The organism is Bacillus bingmayongensis (assembly GCF_000299035.1).
GTDB classification, from domain to species: domain Bacteria; phylum Bacillota; class Bacilli; order Bacillales; family Bacillaceae_G; genus Bacillus_A; species Bacillus_A bingmayongensis.
This window is the reverse complement of sequence record NZ_AKCS01000005.1, coordinates 253,951-270,346: the sequence shown is the minus strand read 5'-3', so window position 1 is coordinate 270,346 and position 16,396 is coordinate 253,951. Positions and strand designations below refer to the sequence as shown.

The window sequence follows — 16,396 nt, the reverse complement described above, 5'->3', positions numbered from 1 at the left end:
TAATCATGTTAAAAAGTTTAGATTGTTGTTGACCTTGTCTTGGTGGATAGATGAGAAAAAATCCCATTGAGACAAGGTTATTTTATTTGACATATGAAATAAATGGAAATAAGATTCATATATGAAATAAAAAAGGAAGGCTTTTTCGAATGGATATGAAAAAAAGAGGGTTATATGGAAATATTCGAGATGTCTATCATCAGTTGCAAAGAAATTTGGATAAAGCGATAGAAGAGCACGATATAAGTTATGTCCAATTTGGTGTGATACAAGTACTTGCGAAATCCGGAAAGGTATCGATGTCTAAGTTGATTGAAAACATGGGGTGTGTTCCAAGCAATATGACCACCATGATTCAACGGATGAAGAGGGACGGATATGTTGCAACGGAAAAAAATCCAAACGATCAACGTGAAACGCTTGTGTTTTTAACTGAAAAAGGAGAAATAGCTTGGGAAAAAGTCGATGTAAAATATGCAGGTTTTTTACAAGAAAATTGTAGCTGTTTTACTGATGAAGAAGAACAGAAACTGCAAGAGCTATTATTAAAATGGAAGCATCATTTAATTTAATTGTGATATATAAGAAAAAGTGTAACATTCTGTTACATTTTTCTTATATAAATAATTCATATATGAAATAAAAAGAGAGGAATGCAAGATGCAACCAAAATCAATGTTACCTATTTATCTTCAGACTTTTTTCAAGAATTGGTTACAGTAATTGACTTTGTTCTGCACATTTTTTAATGTAGTTACCTAGAAGATCAATGTTATCTATGGGCGAAAGTGAATGAGCGTAAGTCATACATATAGCAAAAAACATCAAGAATAAAAAATATTCATTTGATATGCTTTAGATAGGTGGAATTACAAGGGGGCTATCAAATTGTATACAGTAAAGGGATATTTTGCATCGCTAAGTGGAAATCATTATGAAATCGGGAGAAAGCAGGGTGAATTTGTTCGAAATAATTTACATCTTTTATCTCAATTTATTCAGCAAGAAAAATTTATAGCGGACGAGCAGTGGAAAGAATCTAGAAATATTTTGGAACAGTATTGTCCAGGGATAAACGAAGAAATTGAAGGTTTTTGTGATGTGTTAAAAATATTTCCTAGACAAATCATGTATTATTATAAAACGTTATTAAAAGCAGGGTGTAGTCACTGTGCATTATTACCTCATAAGACAGATTTAAAACATACGTATGTTTTAAGAAACTATGATCTATCACCACAAATTGATGATATGCGCTTTTGTTCGACTCATGTAACAGGTTCATATTATCATAGCGGGTTTTCTACTCAATTTTTCGGGAGAACTGAAGGTATGAATGAACATGGATTATCTATTACCTTTTCTGCATGTGGTCAACCTGTTGGGGATATTGAAGGAATGAAGAAGCCAAGGGTAAATGGTTTGCAGTGTTTTGCTGTAATTCGTGTTTTATTAGAAAAATGTAAAAGTGTGCAGGAAGCAATTTTGTTGATAGAAGAAATGCCAATTGCGGCTAATATAAACGTAATTATATCTGATTGTTTTGAGGCAGCACAGATTGAAATATTTGATGGTCATAAATATGTAACAAGAATAGAAGAAGATACCCAAGATTTTATCGTATCAACCAATCACGCAGCTAGTTCTACAATTAAAAAGATAAATAACAGAAAATTAGAACATTCTTCCAATCGATTTCATGTTTTGCATGATTGCTTGGTTCAAAATGAATACATAAGTATGGAAGCGTTAAAAAAATTAGTAGAGCGTGAATATCCTGCTGGCTTAACAGTTCATAACTATCAAGAATGGTTTGGAACCTTACACTCATTACTATTTGATTTACACGAACGAACAATTGATGTTTGTTTCGGGTCGCCACTTTTAAATAAATGGTACTCATTGAAAGTGGGGGAAGAGCTTCCGTTTTCTGAAGTCGATGTGAATTTTGTAAATCAACTATACGCTGATTTTTGGAGAGTAGAAGATAATTGAGCAATAAAAAATATAATGAATCAATATGTTTTGAAATCAAATAAATTTAAACAATTATTAAATGAAATGATTCTGCAGCTTAAACTTTAACTATTAGGATAAAGATTACTGTGAAGTAATTGAAGAGATAGCAAAGAAGTTAGGTGGGAGGTCAACAAGCCCGATTGGTGAAGGCTAATATTGGTGTACGGGTTTAATTTTGTAGGGATGTTCACTTGGCTATCGTCAATGATTTTACTGTTAGTTGGTGCTTATTTTACAAAATATATTCCTAAATTTAAGAAAGTCCATTAATAAAAGTAGAAAAAGTTATGCATAAAAAGGCCGCTCTAAAAATTGTCATGTAACGATTTTTTAGAGCGGCCTCTTTTTACTTAATTGATTAAATGACGTTTTTGTAAGTTTCATTCCTAAATTGTAAGGGAAATCGATGTGAAAAAATGAAAATGAACTTTAAAATTCAGGTAGAAGATGTAGGAAGTTGAGGTGAAATGAGTGAATCAAATAAATTTTTCAACCAATTCCATTATTCTTTTTGATGGAGTTTGTAATTTATGTAACTCTTGGGTGCAGTTTGTTATTCAAAGAGATCCGGAAGCAGTATTTAAGTTTGCTTCGTTACAATCAGAAATAGCAAAAAGTTTAATCATGAAATATGAAAGGGAATATAAAGGAGGCGACTCTATCATTTTATTTGAGGAAGGAAACCTCTATACAAAATCCACAGCAGTTTTAAAAATTCTTCGGAAATTGAGAGGACCAATCAAAATATTAACCATCTTGATTTTTATTCCTAAATTTGCGCGAGATAAAATATATGATATGGTTGCTCGAAATAGGTATCGTTGGTTTGGGAAACAAACTTCTTGTATGATTCCAACAAAGGATGTACGAGATAGATTTTTGGAAGAGGGTATCTAAAAGAAAGAAGGGATTTTAATGAAAAAAAGGATTATAAGAATAAAGCTGAAAAAGAGTGTGATTACATCTTTTAGGTGTTTTTTAGCGATTATGTTTATCATATATGGCGTAGCAAAAATTTATCCAGGTCAATTCTCAACTGGAGATTTTATTTTTGATTCAACAAAAGATTCACCGATGAAATTAGCATGGTATTTTTTCGGTTACTCTGATTTTTATAATCTGTTTATTGCTTTTGGTGAGTTGACAGCTGCAATATTATTACTTATCCCGCGTACAGCAACAGTAGGGAATATTATATACTTACCGATTACTGTCAATATTACAGTTTTAGATTACTGTTTTGATATTCCAGCACTTCCTATTAGTATTCTGTTAACGACATTAAGTGTTTTTTTACTTTTACTGGAGTATTCAAAATTGAAAAGAGTGTTTTTTGAAAATGGAGTTATAGATAAGCAGAGAGATACAGAAGAAAGGTGGATGAATGTAAAGTGACTATCTTTAATATCATTCTTTTACTTATTATTTTTGCTATTTCTTGCTGTTATTATTTTTTTATAGATAAGAAAAGTGAATAATAAAAAAATAAAGAGAGTTATAAATATACTCTCTTTATTTTTTTCAGGCTGTGGAGAAAGTTTGCTCCACAGCCTATTTTTGTGTCTGAACCCTTTTTTATCTGTCAACAATGATAAAAAGAGGAAAAGGAGCGATTTATTATGATGGGTGCATTGAAAAATCATCGCGATGAGCGTGTATCAGTTTCTGTTGAAGAGTTAGTTCCACAAGATCATTTTCTTCGTGCAATTGAAGCGACTATTAATTTTGATTTTATCGAGGAAAAGTTACGTCCTTATTATTGTGAAAACAATGGTCGCCCTTCTATTCATCCTATCGTCTTATTCAAAATGATGTTTATTGGCTATTTTTATGGTATTCGATCTGAACGTCAATTAGAAAAAGAGATTAAAACTAATATTGCGTATCGTTGGTTTTTAGGGTTTTCTTTATCGGATTCAGTACCAGACCACTCCACAATCAGTTGGAACCGTCGTACTCGTTTTATTCATACAAATATTTTTGAAGAAATCTTTAATGAAATTGTACGTCAAGCGATGGAACATCGTATGGTGGGTGGGCGCGCATTGATGACAGATTCAACTCATGTGAAAGCAAACGCAAATAAAAATAAATTTGTACACAAAGTAAAAAAAGAGCGCCCTAAATTATATATGGAAGAATTAGAAGCGGCAGTTATAAAAGATAGGGAAAAACACGGAAAAAAGAATTAAAACCAAGAAAGGAACGTGATACCCCAATCAAAAAAACACGTGTAAGTACAACAGATCCAGATAGTGGCTTTTTAATGCGAGATGGAAAACCGAACGGTTTTCATTTCTTAGATCATCGTACAACGGATGCGAAATATAATGTGATTACAGATACATTTATTACGGCTGGAAATGTAGCGGATTCCGAGCCGTATTTAGAGCGACTTCAAGCACAAGTTGATAAGTTTGGATTTCAAATAGAAGCAGTGGCACTTGATGCTGGCTACTTTACAGGTTATATCTGCAAAAAATTATCGGAACAGAATATATTTATGGTGATGGGGTATCGCCGGTTTGGAAAAAGAAATAAAGACGTACCAAAAAGCCAATTTAAATACGAAAAAGAAACAGATGTATTTGCCTGTCCAATGGGATGTATTTTAGAATATGCGACAACCGATCGAGAAGGATATCGCCAATATAAGTCTAATCCAACAGATTGCGCAGTTTGTCCGTTGCGTAACAAATGTTTCTCAGAGAAACAAAAACAGAAGGTCATTACACATCACATTTGGGAAGAGTATAAAGATATTGCACGAAAAAACAAATTAACAAGTACAGGTAAAAAACTATATAAGGTACGCTGTTCTACTATTGAACGAAGCTTCGCGGATGCCAAAGAGCTACATGGCTATCGATACGCTCGGTTCCGGGGGCTGAAGTCTGTCCAAATGCAGGCTTATCTCACCGCAGCTTGCCAAAACATGAAAAAAATAGCCCTTCACCTGACCAAAAAGGGTCAGGTGAAGGGCTATTTTTCTAGCTTCTATCACTTTTTATTGTTTTCATTCACTAAAATATTAAAAAAATTCCAGAGTGTCGGAAACCCTAAAGGGTTTCCCAACACTCTGAAAAAAATAAAGAGAGTTATAAATATACTCTCTTTATTTTTTTATTTAAATCTTTATTATTGAAAAGAATCTACAATGTTTTTAACTACTCAATAAACACTCTTGTAGCAGCGTAGATATATTTATCCTTTCTATAAATAACCCCAATTTCTATTGTTGAGATAGGATTTTTAATTGAAATCACTTGAATAGAGTTACTCTGTAGAAATTTCATATATGGTTTAGGTATAAAGTTAAAGTCCTCGCAATGCAAAGTAATAAGCTGTGTTAAAAAGAAATTTTGGGGTAGGAGGATAACAAGATACTACTGCAATGTTAAAATATAAATATTAAGTACCTCCTATGCATCTACCAGAGCGGATTCGTGCAAAATATATCCGTAGTGAAAAATTTTTGGATAAATATAGATTGTCCAAATGAAGAAAGATAAACAATGGATTAGCGAATCTCACTTAAGTATTTTTAGGAGGAATTAAAAATGAAAATAGGATTAATCGGTTTAGGGAAAATGGGATTAAATTTAGGGCAAAATTTAATGGACAAGAATCATGAAATAGTGGCGTATGATGTAAATACAGATGCTGTAAAGGAAATAAAAAGCTATGGGGCTATTGGTACAGCTAGTCTAGCTGAACTTATTCAATCTCTCGAAAAACCAAGAATTCTATGGATTATGGTGCCGCATGCTGTTGTTGATAGTGTTATTAAAGAAATTACACCGCTTTTAAGTGGGGGAGATATTGTGATTGAAGCGGGTAATTCTTATTATAAGGACTCCATTCGTCGTTATGCTGAGCTTAAAAAAGCTGGTGTACATTTTATGGATGCAGGAACATCTGGTGGAACAGAAGGTGCTCGTAATGGTGCTTGTTATATGATTGGAGGAGATCCAGAAGCGTGGGGCATTGTAGAGACTGTATTTCGAGATACGGCTGTAGAAAATGGATATTTATATGCAGGAAGAGCAGGAAGTGGTCATTTTTTAAAAATGGTTCATAATGGAATTGAATACGGTATGATGGCTGCTATTGGTGAAGGTTTTGAAGTGTTAGAGAAAAGCGAGTTTGATTATGACTATGAACAAGTAGCAAGAGTATGGAATAATGGTTCAGTTATTCGTTCGTGGCTCATGGATTTAACGGAACGTGCATTTTCAAAGGATGCAAAGTTAGATGACATTAAAGGAATTATGCATTCTTCAGGAGAAGGAAAATGGACAGTTGAAACGGCTCTTGATTTACAAACAGCGACACCTGTTATTGCGCTGTCCTTATTAATGCGGTATCGTTCATTAGAAAATGATACATTTACAGGTAAAGTAGTAGCAGCACTACGTAATGAATTCGGCGGACATGCAGTAGAGAAAAGCGACAAAAAATGAGTCATTTTCATAATGTAATCGGAAAGTTTTATTACATAAAAACAATCCTGTTCTCAAAAGAACGGGGTTGTTTTTTATTTATCCCGTATTAACGGACTGTAAGCACCCCAGCCTTAAGATTCAGGAGAAGCAAGGAAGATAGGCAGGGGATAACTAACTGCCCGTAAAAGCTCGATTGGTGAGGACTTTCCATCAGTGTAGGATGAAAAAACCCCTCTACTGATGGAAGTTTCACTTTACATATCTTTAAAAAGAAGAACGCGTGCTGGAGAGGCGTCAGTTCCAACTAATTTTAATGGTGCTGCTACCATAAAATACTGATCTGCCGGTACATCTTTTAAACGTAACCCTTCAATGACAATAATATTTGCACCGAATAATGCCTTATGGGTTGGGTGTCCTGGTTGGCTACGTTCCACGCCGAGGGCATCAATACCAACCCCTCTAATCTTGCGCTCTGCTAGATAATTGGCACCGTCTTCTTTTAAAAAAATAAATTCATAATTAAACTCGTCTTCAAAAGAATTACGAGTTTTAAATAAGATAAAGTCATTCTCTTGAATATCGAGTTGTTGTAAATCAGTTTTTGTAATTCCGTTTTCAACTGCTGTTAAATCAAAAATTTTAATAGGTCCCACTAGTTTTTCTAATGGAATACTTTCAAAAGTTGCTCCTTCGTTAATCATATGTAATGGTGCGTCAATATGCGTACCTGTATGGACGTCTAATGTGATACGTGACTCGGTGACATGTGCATTTGTTGTTCTTGAAAACTGTGGTTGTTTTTCAGACTTATTTTTGTAAACGGTCATCCCTTCAAATATAGGTGCTGTAATATCATATATTTTCATTGTAACTTTCTCCTTTCAAATGAGTGGTTATCGTTGGCCACCAATGGAAACCATCTTTTTCTAATAAAGCATCAGATTCTTTAGGGCCCATTGAACCGGACTCGTAGTTAGGAAAATATTCAGCTGGCTTATTACTCCAAACATTTGAGATTGTATCAACGAATTTCCAAGAAAGGGATACTTCGTCCCAATGAGTAAAGTTAGTTGAATCACCACGCATACAATCGTATAGAAGAACCTCATATGCTTCTGGTGTATTCATTTTATCCATACAGTTATTACAATAGCTTAATTGTATAGGTGTCGAAGTAGTACCGCTATCAGTTTTTTGTGCATTTAAATGAAGTGTAATTCCTTCTTCTGGCTGAATATGAATGACCAACAAATTAGGATGAACCTTTTTTTCGTTATTAAAATATAGATTCATTGGTAAGTTTTTAAATTGTATGACAATCTCGGTTGATTTTTCTTGCATACGTTTCCCAGTTCGAATATAGAAAGGAACTCCTGACCACCTGAAATTTTCAATCATTAGCTTACCAGAAACAAACGTTTCTGTATTTGATTCTGAATCAACTGCGTTCTCTTCACGGTAGCTAATTACTTTTTGCTCGTCAATCATACCTGATCCGTATTGTCCTCGTACAAAATCATGCTCTACTGTTTCTTCTGAAAGTGGTCGTAAAGCACGGAGTACTTTCACTTTTTCACTTCGAATTTCATTTGCAGTTAGCTTGATTGGTGGTTCCATTGCAAGGAGTGCCACCATTTGTAACATATGATTTTGAACCATATCACGAAGTGCACCGGAATCTTCATAATAGCGACCGCGCTCTTCTACTCCTAAAGTTTCGCTTGAAGTAATTTGGATGTTAGCTATATATTGATTATTCCAAAGAGGTTCGAAAATTGCATTCGCAAATCGAATGACTTTAATGTTTTGAACCATTTCTTTACCTAAATAGTGGTCAATACGATAAATTTGATCTTCTGTGAAGGCATGACGAATTTGATCATTTAATGCTTGTGCTGATTCATAATCATGTCCAAACGGTTTTTCAATTACTAAACGAATCCAGCCTTCCGTTGAAGTTAATCCTTCCGATTTTAAATTCGTAGCAATTGTGCCGAAAAAATCAGGGGCCATTGCTAAATAAAACATACGATTCCCTTCAGTAAAATACTTTCCATCTAGAGTGGTTAGCAAACTTCTTAGCTCCTGATAAGAAGATAAATTTGTTACATCAAAAGGGTGATAATAGAAATGGGAAGCGAATGTATCTTGAGTCATGTTTTCTTCTTGTAAATTGTGAATAGATTGTTTAACATTTTCACGAAATTCTTCATTAGATAATGGTCTTCTTGCCACGCCAACAACAGCAAAGTTTTCAGAGATTTTCCCTTGTCGAAAGAGCCTGAAAAGAGATGGGAATAATTTGCGCTTTGCTAAATCACCTGTTGCACCAAAAATAACGATAATACATTTAGGAGTAGTATAATTTTTCATGGTTAAATAGCCCTCACTTTAAACGAAATTAGTTCCCACTTAGTATGTTGATTATTGAACAATACATGTAAGAGCAATATAAAATAATTTTCTCTGCCATATATAATTTAGCTGTTAAGTATAAAATTTATAAAAGTGCTGTAGTAAGAAAATAATTTCTTTTAGTTTTACTGGTAGTTGTATAAATCATAAAAAGAAGGGAAGTAGTATTCTTAGTTATCTTGAAAACTTTAGCTTATTTTGGTATATTTTGTGAGGGTATGTTGGTTTGAAAGAAGATTTACTTGATTTAAGCACAATAGAAAACGATTACATTAATAGGAATGAACTTATGGAGGAACAATATGGGGAATTTTATTCTTTCTGAAAACTTTTTTGTGAAAGAACCGAAAAAGGAATTGTTGTTTCAATTATTTGAAGAGGTGTTTCGTATTCCTGCTCAAACGTTACAAAATTTTGAGTCCAATGGATTTTGGGACACTACATACAAACCTTTTTCATATTTACAAGAAGGTCAAGTAATAGCAAATGTGTCAATGTTTTCGCTACCAATGTTTGTAAACGGAGAGCAGATTCATGCAGCTGGCATTCAATCTGTCATGACACATCCAGAATATCGTAGAAAAGGATTGATGAAACAGCTGTTTTGTAAAGTATTACAAGAAATAGATACACAATATGAATGTACGGTTTTATTCACAGAGAAACCGGAATTATACGAACCATTTGGTTTTCGAGTTGTACAAGAACATCTGATGACATTATCCTATGAGAACGAACAACCTCGTTTATCTTCACTTCGAAAATTAAACTTTTATGATGAAAAAGATATGGAACTTATAAAGGAAATAATGGAGGATTCCCAACAGCTTTCAATGGAATTTTCAACATTAAACTATCAATCTTCTTTTTATTTTAATATGTACGATGCGAAATGGAATGAAAAATTATATTATTCAGAGAAGTTGGATGCGCTTATTGTATTTGAAGTGAGAGATCAAGTCTTAAAATTATTTGGAGTGTTTGCACCAATTCTTCCAATTTTAGATGAAATATGCGCTGAAATCTCTGAATCATTTACAGAAATTGAGTTCTACTTTTATCCTGATGAGTTAGGGCTTGAAGATTTGAGGTATAAAGAATTTCAGTCTAATAATTATTTAATGGTTCGAAGTAGTAATAAGATTATTTTTAATGGGTATAAGTTTCCGATTTTGACTGAGTTTTAATGTGTAGCCTAAAAAGTTTTTTATGGAGGGACTTATGAAAACATCTTACATACCAAATCATATAGAAAAACTTACATTAATGAACGAACCAAAATATTACGAAATAAGAGATGATTCAGTTATTGTTCATTCAAAAGAAGAAACGGATTTTTGGTTAAAAACGCATTATGGTTTTGAAGTAATGAATGGTCATGTATTTTATGAAGAGGTGTCTACAAACTTTCAAGCTGAAGTTTCATTACACATGAATCCGAAATCAATATATGACCAAGCGGGACTTTTTGTTATGTTATCTGAGGACTGCTGGTTAAAAACATCACTTGAATATATCCCTGAGGGACCATCACATTTAGGAGCCGTTGTAACGAACGGTGGATACTCTGATTGGTCGACGCAAAATTATCCTAATATACAGGTGGATCAAAATCTTTCATTTCGTATTGTTCGAAAGAATGGAGATTATACAATTTATGTAAAGATCGCACAACTAAACCATGAGTGGGAACAAATCCGAATAGCGCATCTTATTGAAGATCAAGGTAATAGTCCTATAAAAATAGGATTCTATGCTTGTAGCCCGTCAAAAAATGACGGGTTTGAAACACAATTTTTTGATTTTACAATTGAACATATGTAATTGAAATTAACCGCATTCTAGTATGAAAGAATGCGGTTTTATTTTTGCCTAGAAGTTTTAAATTTTTAGAGTTCAGCAAATGGAAGCATAAAGTTGGGTGATTGAAATACATCTTTTATAACAGCAAGACACATTTGTTGACGAATACATGATTAATATTTATCATTTAATAATGTTAAATATTAATCTGTATAATATAATCCTCATGAATGAATAAAAGGAAGGTGGTATTTGAATTATAATATGACAATTTTATAAGAAAAGGAGACAATGTATGAAATCATTCCGCAAATTGTTACAGTATTTAAAACCATACATGTTCTTCGCCATTATTGGACCACTGTTTATGGTACTTGAGGTTGCGATGGACTTAATTCAGCCGACGATTATGCAACATATTATTGATGTTGGAATTGCTAATCAAGATTTTCATTATGTAATTAAAATGGGAATTCTTATGATAGGAGCAGCAACACTTGGATTAATTGGTGGGCTTGGATGTATGATGTATTCTACGAAAGCTGCTGTTAACTTCGCGACGGATATAAGAAAAGATGTCTTTACAAAAATCGAGACGTTTTCTAGTGAAAATCGGGACTCATTTGGAACTGGAAAATTATTAACAATCGTGACAAATGATGTTACATCTATTCAAGCCGCTATGACGATGACATTACGTGTTCTTGTTCGTGGCCCATTATTATTTATAGGCAGTATTATCATTGTTTTTGTAACAGCAAAAGATTTATTTTCAATTTTACTTGTTGTTGTACCTATTCTTTTAGTTGCAATTATTTTCATCGCTGGGAATGCAAGTGGGTCCTTTAGAAGAGTACAAGAAGCTCTAGATAAAGTGAATACAAAACTACAAGAAAATTTATCTGGTGTCCGCGTTGTAAAGGCTTATGTAAGACAGAATCATGAAGTTTCTCAGTTTGAAAAAGTAAATAAAAACTTAACAGGCATTAATATTCGTGCGGTACAAATTATTTCATTAATGATGCCTATTATCATGCTTGTTGTAAATGGTGGTATTGTAGCTACGCTATGGATAGGTGGCGAAAAAGTGTTTAACGGTACACTACAAGTGGGAGCGATATTAGCATTTATTAACTATTTAAACATTATATTAATGTCACTTATGTCAATCAGTATGGTATTTATTCAAATTGCTCGTGCTTTTCCATCTGCTGACCGTGTACAACAAGTGCTAGAGACTAATGTTGATATTGAAAATGAAAAAAATGCGTATCAACCGGAGGAAGTAAAGGGAAATATTGAATTTAAGCATGTAAGCTATAGTTACAGCAAAAATGATGAATATGTTTTAAAAGATATTTCATTTACCGTAAGAAAAGGTGAAAAAGTAGGGATTATCGGTCCTACGGGAAGTGGGAAATCTACTTTAGTTAAATTACTTCCACGTTTATATGATGTTGATCAAGGAGAAATTTTTGTTGATGGTATCAATGTCAAAGAGTACGATTTACAGGTACTTCGTTCTTCAATTGGATTTGTTCCGCAAAAGGCATTGCTGTTTTCAGGAAGTATTGAAGAAAATATGCGATATGGTAAAGAAGAAGCTACGCAAAGCGAAATAGAATCTGCATCAGAAGCAGCATGTGCGACGGAGTTTATTCATAAGCTTGAAAATACATATCAGTATAACTTAACACAAGGTGCAACGAACCTTTCTGGTGGTCAAAAACAGCGTCTTTCTATCGCAAGGGCACTTGTCCGAAAGCCATCTATCCTTGTGTTAGATGATTCTACATCGGCTGTTGATGCAAAGTCAGAAGGGATTATACAAGAAGCATTGAAAGAAGAACACACAGAAACAACAACATTTTTAATTGCCTCAAAAATATCATCTGTTATAGATGCTGATCAAATTCTCGTTTTAGATCATGGCGAGTTAGTTGGAAGTGGGACACACAAATATCTAATAGAAACATGTGAAGTGTATCAAGATATATATCTTTCCCAAGGTGGTAGTTTACATCAAGAAGGAGGGAAAGAACATGCGTAATTTTCAAGGGCAGTTCGGAAATAAAGGTGGGCGTAGCAATTCCAAATCAGGAAAACCGAAAAATACAAAAGGAACTGTAATGAGAATTTGGAACTATATGGGTTATCAAAAAGCAGCTCTTATGTTCGTTATTGTTCTTGTATTTGTTACAACGTTACTTGGTTTACTAGGCCCATATTATATGGGAGTTATTATTGATGAATATATTGTGCCAAGAGATTTAAATGGAACAGCGAGAATGTGTATACTGCTCATTGGAATCTATGGCGTTACAGTATTATTAACGTGGCTTCAAACATTCTTAATGGTCAATGTTGCATTAAAAACGATACAAAAAATACGGCAAGATATTTTTGAAAAAATCCAAACGCTTTCACTTCGTTTCTTTGATGTACGTTCACAAGGAGACTTAATGAGTCGTGTTACAAATGATATCGATAGTTTAAACCAAGCGTTAACACAAAGCGTCGTTCAAATCATTTCGTCTGCTTTAACATTTATTGGTGTGACGATCGCAATGTTTTCACTAGATTGGATTTTAGCAATTGTGACACTCATTACAGTACCAATTATGTTTTTCGTAACAAAAAAATTGGTAGCGTATAGTGGTAAAAACTTTGCGAAGCGCCAAAAAGATTTAGGAGAATTGAATGGTTTTATTGAAGAAGCTATTACAGGTGCAGATGTTATTACGTTATACGGAAAAGAAAAAGAAACAGTAAACAAATTTCATGCAATCAATGAACAGCTTAGAATTTCTGCTACAAAAGCTGATACATTTTCAGCGTTTATATTCCCAAGTATGAACTTTATTAATAACTTAGGTATGGGACTTGTTATCTTAGCAGGTGCTATTATGGTTTTAAATGGTATGACAACAGTTGGTGTCATCGCAGCATTTATTAACTATTCTCGTCAATTCTCAAGACCGCTCAGTCAGTTTGCAACGCTTATGAATACAATTCAAGCTGCAGTTGCTGGGGGAGAGCGAGTTTTTGAAATTATGGATGAAGTACCAGAAATTCAAAATAAAAAAGATGCAATTGTTGTTAATAATCTAAAAGGAAATGTTGCTTTCGAACATGTATCATTTGGATATACGAAAGAAAAAGAAATTTTAAAAGATGTAAACTTACATGCGCATCCAGGAGAAACAATTGCACTTGTTGGACCAACGGGATCAGGAAAAACAACAGTTATTAATTTATTAACGCGCTTTTATGATATCCATAAAGGCCAAATTAAGATTGATGGAAAAGATATAAAAGATTACGATATTAGTTCCTTACGGAGTAAAATAGGAGTCGTCTTGCAAGATACATATCTTTTTGCTGGGACAATTATGGATAATATTCGTTATGGACGACTAAATGCAAGTGATGAAGAAGTTATTGCTGCAGCAAAAGCAGCCTCTGCACATTCCTTTATTAAACATTTACCAAAGCAATATGAAACAGAGATTGCTTCAGAAGGATCGAATTTAAGTCAAGGACAAAAGCAATTGCTTGCAATTGCAAGAGCAATCTTAGCAGATGCAGATATTTTAATTCTTGATGAAGCTACATCTAATATCGATACAAGAACAGAGCTGCAAATTCAATCTGGATTAAATAATCTGATGAAGGGACGTACAAGCTTTGTCATTGCCCATCGATTAAAAACGATTGAAAAAGCAGATCAAATTCTTGTTATTCAAGATGGAGAAATTATCGAGAGAGGTAATCATGAATCTTTAATTGAAAATCAAGGGTTCTACCATGGATTGTATACGAGTCAGTTTAAGATTTAACTATAAATGTTCTTTCATAATTAATAACCATTTACCTATTTTATAAAAAAGAGTATCCATATCGGATGCTCTTTTTTTGATGCGTATATATTCCACAATAAATTTAATCTTAAACAAAGTGAACTTCCTATTTGTTTTTACCGCAATTACAGCCTTTTTTCTTTACATATCCTTGGCGATATAAATTTTGTGATGATTGATAATTGGAAGATTGTGAAGATGGAGTGCGGATATCTTTATTGTTGGAAGAATAGCTGTTTGAGTTAGAATCTTTATTCATGATATCATCACCTCCAGTGTAATATATATATATTATATGTGTAAACTCTAGTAAAAGTTACGATAACAATGAGATAAAGGCTAGAAGATACTCAAAAGGAAGAAATGTCTACTCACAACAAGAAACTGACAAATTTAAAAGAGAGATTATAAATAACCTCTCTTTCTTTCCATGTAGCTAAATATTGAATTATTAGTTCGTATAAGTTTAAAGCATAAAAAATTGAATTTATTCAGCGTTATTGGAAAGTAAAAGCCTCAATGGTTGATTTATGGGTGTGATAAGATATAGAAATTCTAGCAACTAGCCATTTAAATTGCAATACATCACTTTGAATTGTCTGTTTTATTTATCTTTTTTGTATGCTTGAAATCCGGGTGTTCTTCCGAAAATTCTGTCGCATATCTGTTTTGATTAATTGTTTGAAACCTTGTTTTCTTGACGGAATGATTTAAAACGATTTTCTTCATATAGATATGGAAAAGTATTTCTAAAACTCCTATAATTGCTGCTGAAAAAAATGCAGTTGCAGCAATGTTACGATTTGTGTCTATAAGCAAATAGCTTAAAAGCCAAATCCCTAAAAAACTCATGCCAAAGTCAGCGATTGTTGCAATGGTATTTCCATAACGAGGCAAGATAAATAAATCTCCAACTATATACGCTGCGCCTGTAATGAACAATGAAATTAATAATATTGTTGGAATGCTTACACCCACAAAAATACCCAAAATAAAAAGTAATACGCCACTAATTGCAGTGTACTTAATTAGTAGTGCGACAAGATGGTTCATTCATGTTCCTCCGTTTTTATACATGTTTTAATTCCTTATTAGATTGTCTGAATGTTTTTAAAGGATACAGGTAATTTTATCCAATAATATAGTGGTTAACTTTTTAAAATTTATCATGAAGTTTAATCATAATGGAATGGGCTCTTACTTTGAAATCTTTGGAAGTTTCACTTTAATCAATGATAAAGTGAAACTTCCATCAGTGGTGGGGGGGCTTCATCCCCCACCTATCTTCCTCGTTTCTCTCTGAATCTTGAGGTGGGGTCTTACTGCCCGTTAATGCGGGATAAATCAATGTGTATAGGAAATATCAAACGATTTTCGTAAATACATTCATACTTTTGTGTAATGTAACTTTTAATGAAAAGAGGTATCTTAATGTTACATTCAAATAATGAAGGAGTGAATGTTATGTCATTTAGCGAAATGATTAGAAAAGAAGTTTTAAGCTGGGAAGGTGTAACTGAAAAACCTCATCGATTTGGTGGGATCGAATTAAATTATAAAAATAAAGAATTAGGCCATCTTCATGGAGACAAATTAGCTGACCTTCCATTTCCAAAATCAAAACGGGATGAATTAATAAATCAAGGATTAGCACGCCCGCATCATGTATTACCTGAATCAGGATGGATTAGTTATCACATAAAAAGCGAAGAGGATCTTCCGTTTGTCATTGAACTTTTTCGGATGCAGTATGATAGATTCGTAAAAAATTAGAGAAAAGCTGAAGTTGGGACTTCATAAAAAAATAACTAGGCATAAATACCTAGTTATTTTTTTAATGACAGAGGAATT

The 16,396-nt window shown here is 33.3% G+C and carries 14 protein-coding genes and 2 pseudogenes; 11 read left to right on the top strand and 5 right to left on the bottom strand.

Features of this window, described 5'->3' with window-relative positions; genetic code table 11:
- The first annotated feature begins 149 nt into the window (after positions 1-149).
- The 5 genes and pseudogenes from Y7E_RS0101510 to Y7E_RS31235 all read left to right on the top strand — a co-directional run.
- The gene (locus Y7E_RS0101510) at positions 150-572 is read left to right on the top strand and encodes a MarR family winged helix-turn-helix transcriptional regulator (RefSeq protein WP_017149552.1); all 423 of its coding nucleotides are present in this window, start codon (positions 150-152) and stop codon (positions 570-572) included.
- A 316-nt stretch (positions 573-888) separates the two neighbouring features.
- A complete protein-coding gene (locus Y7E_RS0101505) occupies positions 889-1,995 on the top strand; it encodes a C45 family autoproteolytic acyltransferase/hydrolase (RefSeq protein ID WP_017149551.1) in 1,107 nt (368 codons plus the stop codon).
- A 495-nt stretch (positions 1,996-2,490) separates the two neighbouring features.
- Positions 2,491-2,916 (top strand): thiol-disulfide oxidoreductase DCC family protein, encoded by a 426-nt coding sequence (locus tag Y7E_RS0101500; RefSeq protein ID WP_017149550.1) that lies wholly within the window; start codon positions 2,491-2,493, stop codon positions 2,914-2,916.
- Positions 2,917-2,934: 18 nt separating this feature from the next.
- Positions 2,935-3,414: a hypothetical protein gene (locus Y7E_RS0101495; protein ID WP_017149549.1), complete on the top strand. Its 480-nt coding sequence runs from the start codon at positions 2,935-2,937 to the stop codon at positions 3,412-3,414.
- Between the two features lie 224 nt (positions 3,415-3,638).
- A pseudogene (locus tag Y7E_RS31235) lies at positions 3,639-5,008 on the top strand (IS1182 family transposase); the annotation flags it as partial.
- 178 nt (positions 5,009-5,186) lie between these two features.
- On the opposite strand, the pseudogene Y7E_RS34055 reads toward Y7E_RS31235, so the two are convergent.
- Positions 5,187-5,405 (bottom strand): annotated as a pseudogene (locus Y7E_RS34055) (LysR family transcriptional regulator); the annotation flags it as partial.
- Between the two features lie 174 nt (positions 5,406-5,579).
- On the opposite strand from Y7E_RS34055, the gene gnd reads away from it, so the two are divergent.
- Positions 5,580-6,482: a phosphogluconate dehydrogenase (NAD(+)-dependent, decarboxylating) gene (gene gnd / locus Y7E_RS0101480; RefSeq protein WP_017149546.1), complete on the top strand. Its 903-nt coding sequence runs from the start codon at positions 5,580-5,582 to the stop codon at positions 6,480-6,482.
- Positions 6,483-6,718: 236 nt separating this feature from the next.
- Here gnd and Y7E_RS0101475 read toward each other — a convergent pair whose 3' ends face one another.
- Positions 6,719-7,333 carry a cyclase family protein gene (locus Y7E_RS0101475; protein WP_017149545.1) on the bottom strand — a complete coding sequence of 205 codons (615 nt, stop codon included), beginning with the start codon at positions 7,331-7,333 and terminating at the stop codon, positions 6,719-6,721.
- Complete coding sequence (gene zwf / locus Y7E_RS0101470; protein WP_017149544.1) at positions 7,320-8,840, bottom strand: glucose-6-phosphate dehydrogenase; 1,521 nt, start codon at positions 8,838-8,840, stop codon at positions 7,320-7,322. Before zwf ends, Y7E_RS0101475 begins: the two co-directional genes overlap by 14 nt.
- 344 nt (positions 8,841-9,184) lie before the next feature.
- Here zwf and Y7E_RS0101465 point away from each other — a divergent pair, with 344 nt between their 5' ends.
- The 4 genes from Y7E_RS0101465 (at position 9,185) to Y7E_RS0101450 (ending at position 14,524) form a co-directional block, all read left to right on the top strand.
- A complete protein-coding gene (locus Y7E_RS0101465) occupies positions 9,185-10,069 on the top strand; it encodes a GNAT family N-acetyltransferase (protein ID WP_017149543.1) in 885 nt (294 codons plus the stop codon).
- A 34-nt stretch (positions 10,070-10,103) separates the two neighbouring features.
- A complete protein-coding gene (locus Y7E_RS0101460) occupies positions 10,104-10,706 on the top strand; it encodes a DUF1349 domain-containing protein (RefSeq protein ID WP_017149542.1) in 603 nt (200 codons plus the stop codon).
- Positions 10,707-10,980: 274 nt separating this feature from the next.
- Entirely contained in the window at positions 10,981-12,735 is a 1,755-nt protein-coding gene (locus Y7E_RS0101455) for an ABC transporter ATP-binding protein (protein ID WP_017149541.1), read from the top strand.
- On the top strand, positions 12,728-14,524 hold the full coding sequence (locus Y7E_RS0101450; protein ID WP_017149540.1) for an ABC transporter ATP-binding protein: 1,797 nt from the start codon (positions 12,728-12,730) through the stop codon (positions 14,522-14,524). Before Y7E_RS0101455 ends, Y7E_RS0101450 begins: the two co-directional genes overlap by 8 nt.
- A 127-nt stretch (positions 14,525-14,651) precedes the next feature.
- On the opposite strand, the gene Y7E_RS33485 is transcribed toward Y7E_RS0101450, so the two are convergent.
- Both Y7E_RS33485 and Y7E_RS0101440 read right to left on the bottom strand, forming a co-directional pair.
- Positions 14,652-14,804: a hypothetical protein gene (locus Y7E_RS33485; protein WP_167321101.1), complete on the bottom strand. Its 153-nt coding sequence runs from the start codon at positions 14,802-14,804 to the stop codon at positions 14,652-14,654.
- A 326-nt stretch (positions 14,805-15,130) separates the two neighbouring features.
- Entirely contained in the window at positions 15,131-15,598 is a 468-nt protein-coding gene (locus tag Y7E_RS0101440) for a YndM family protein (RefSeq protein WP_017149538.1), read from the bottom strand.
- A 411-nt stretch (positions 15,599-16,009) separates the two neighbouring features.
- Here Y7E_RS0101440 and Y7E_RS0101435 point away from each other — a divergent pair, with 411 nt between their 5' ends.
- Complete coding sequence (locus Y7E_RS0101435; protein WP_026049045.1) at positions 16,010-16,318, top strand: luciferase domain-containing protein; 309 nt, start codon at positions 16,010-16,012, stop codon at positions 16,316-16,318.
- Positions 16,319-16,396: the final 78 nt, after the last annotated feature.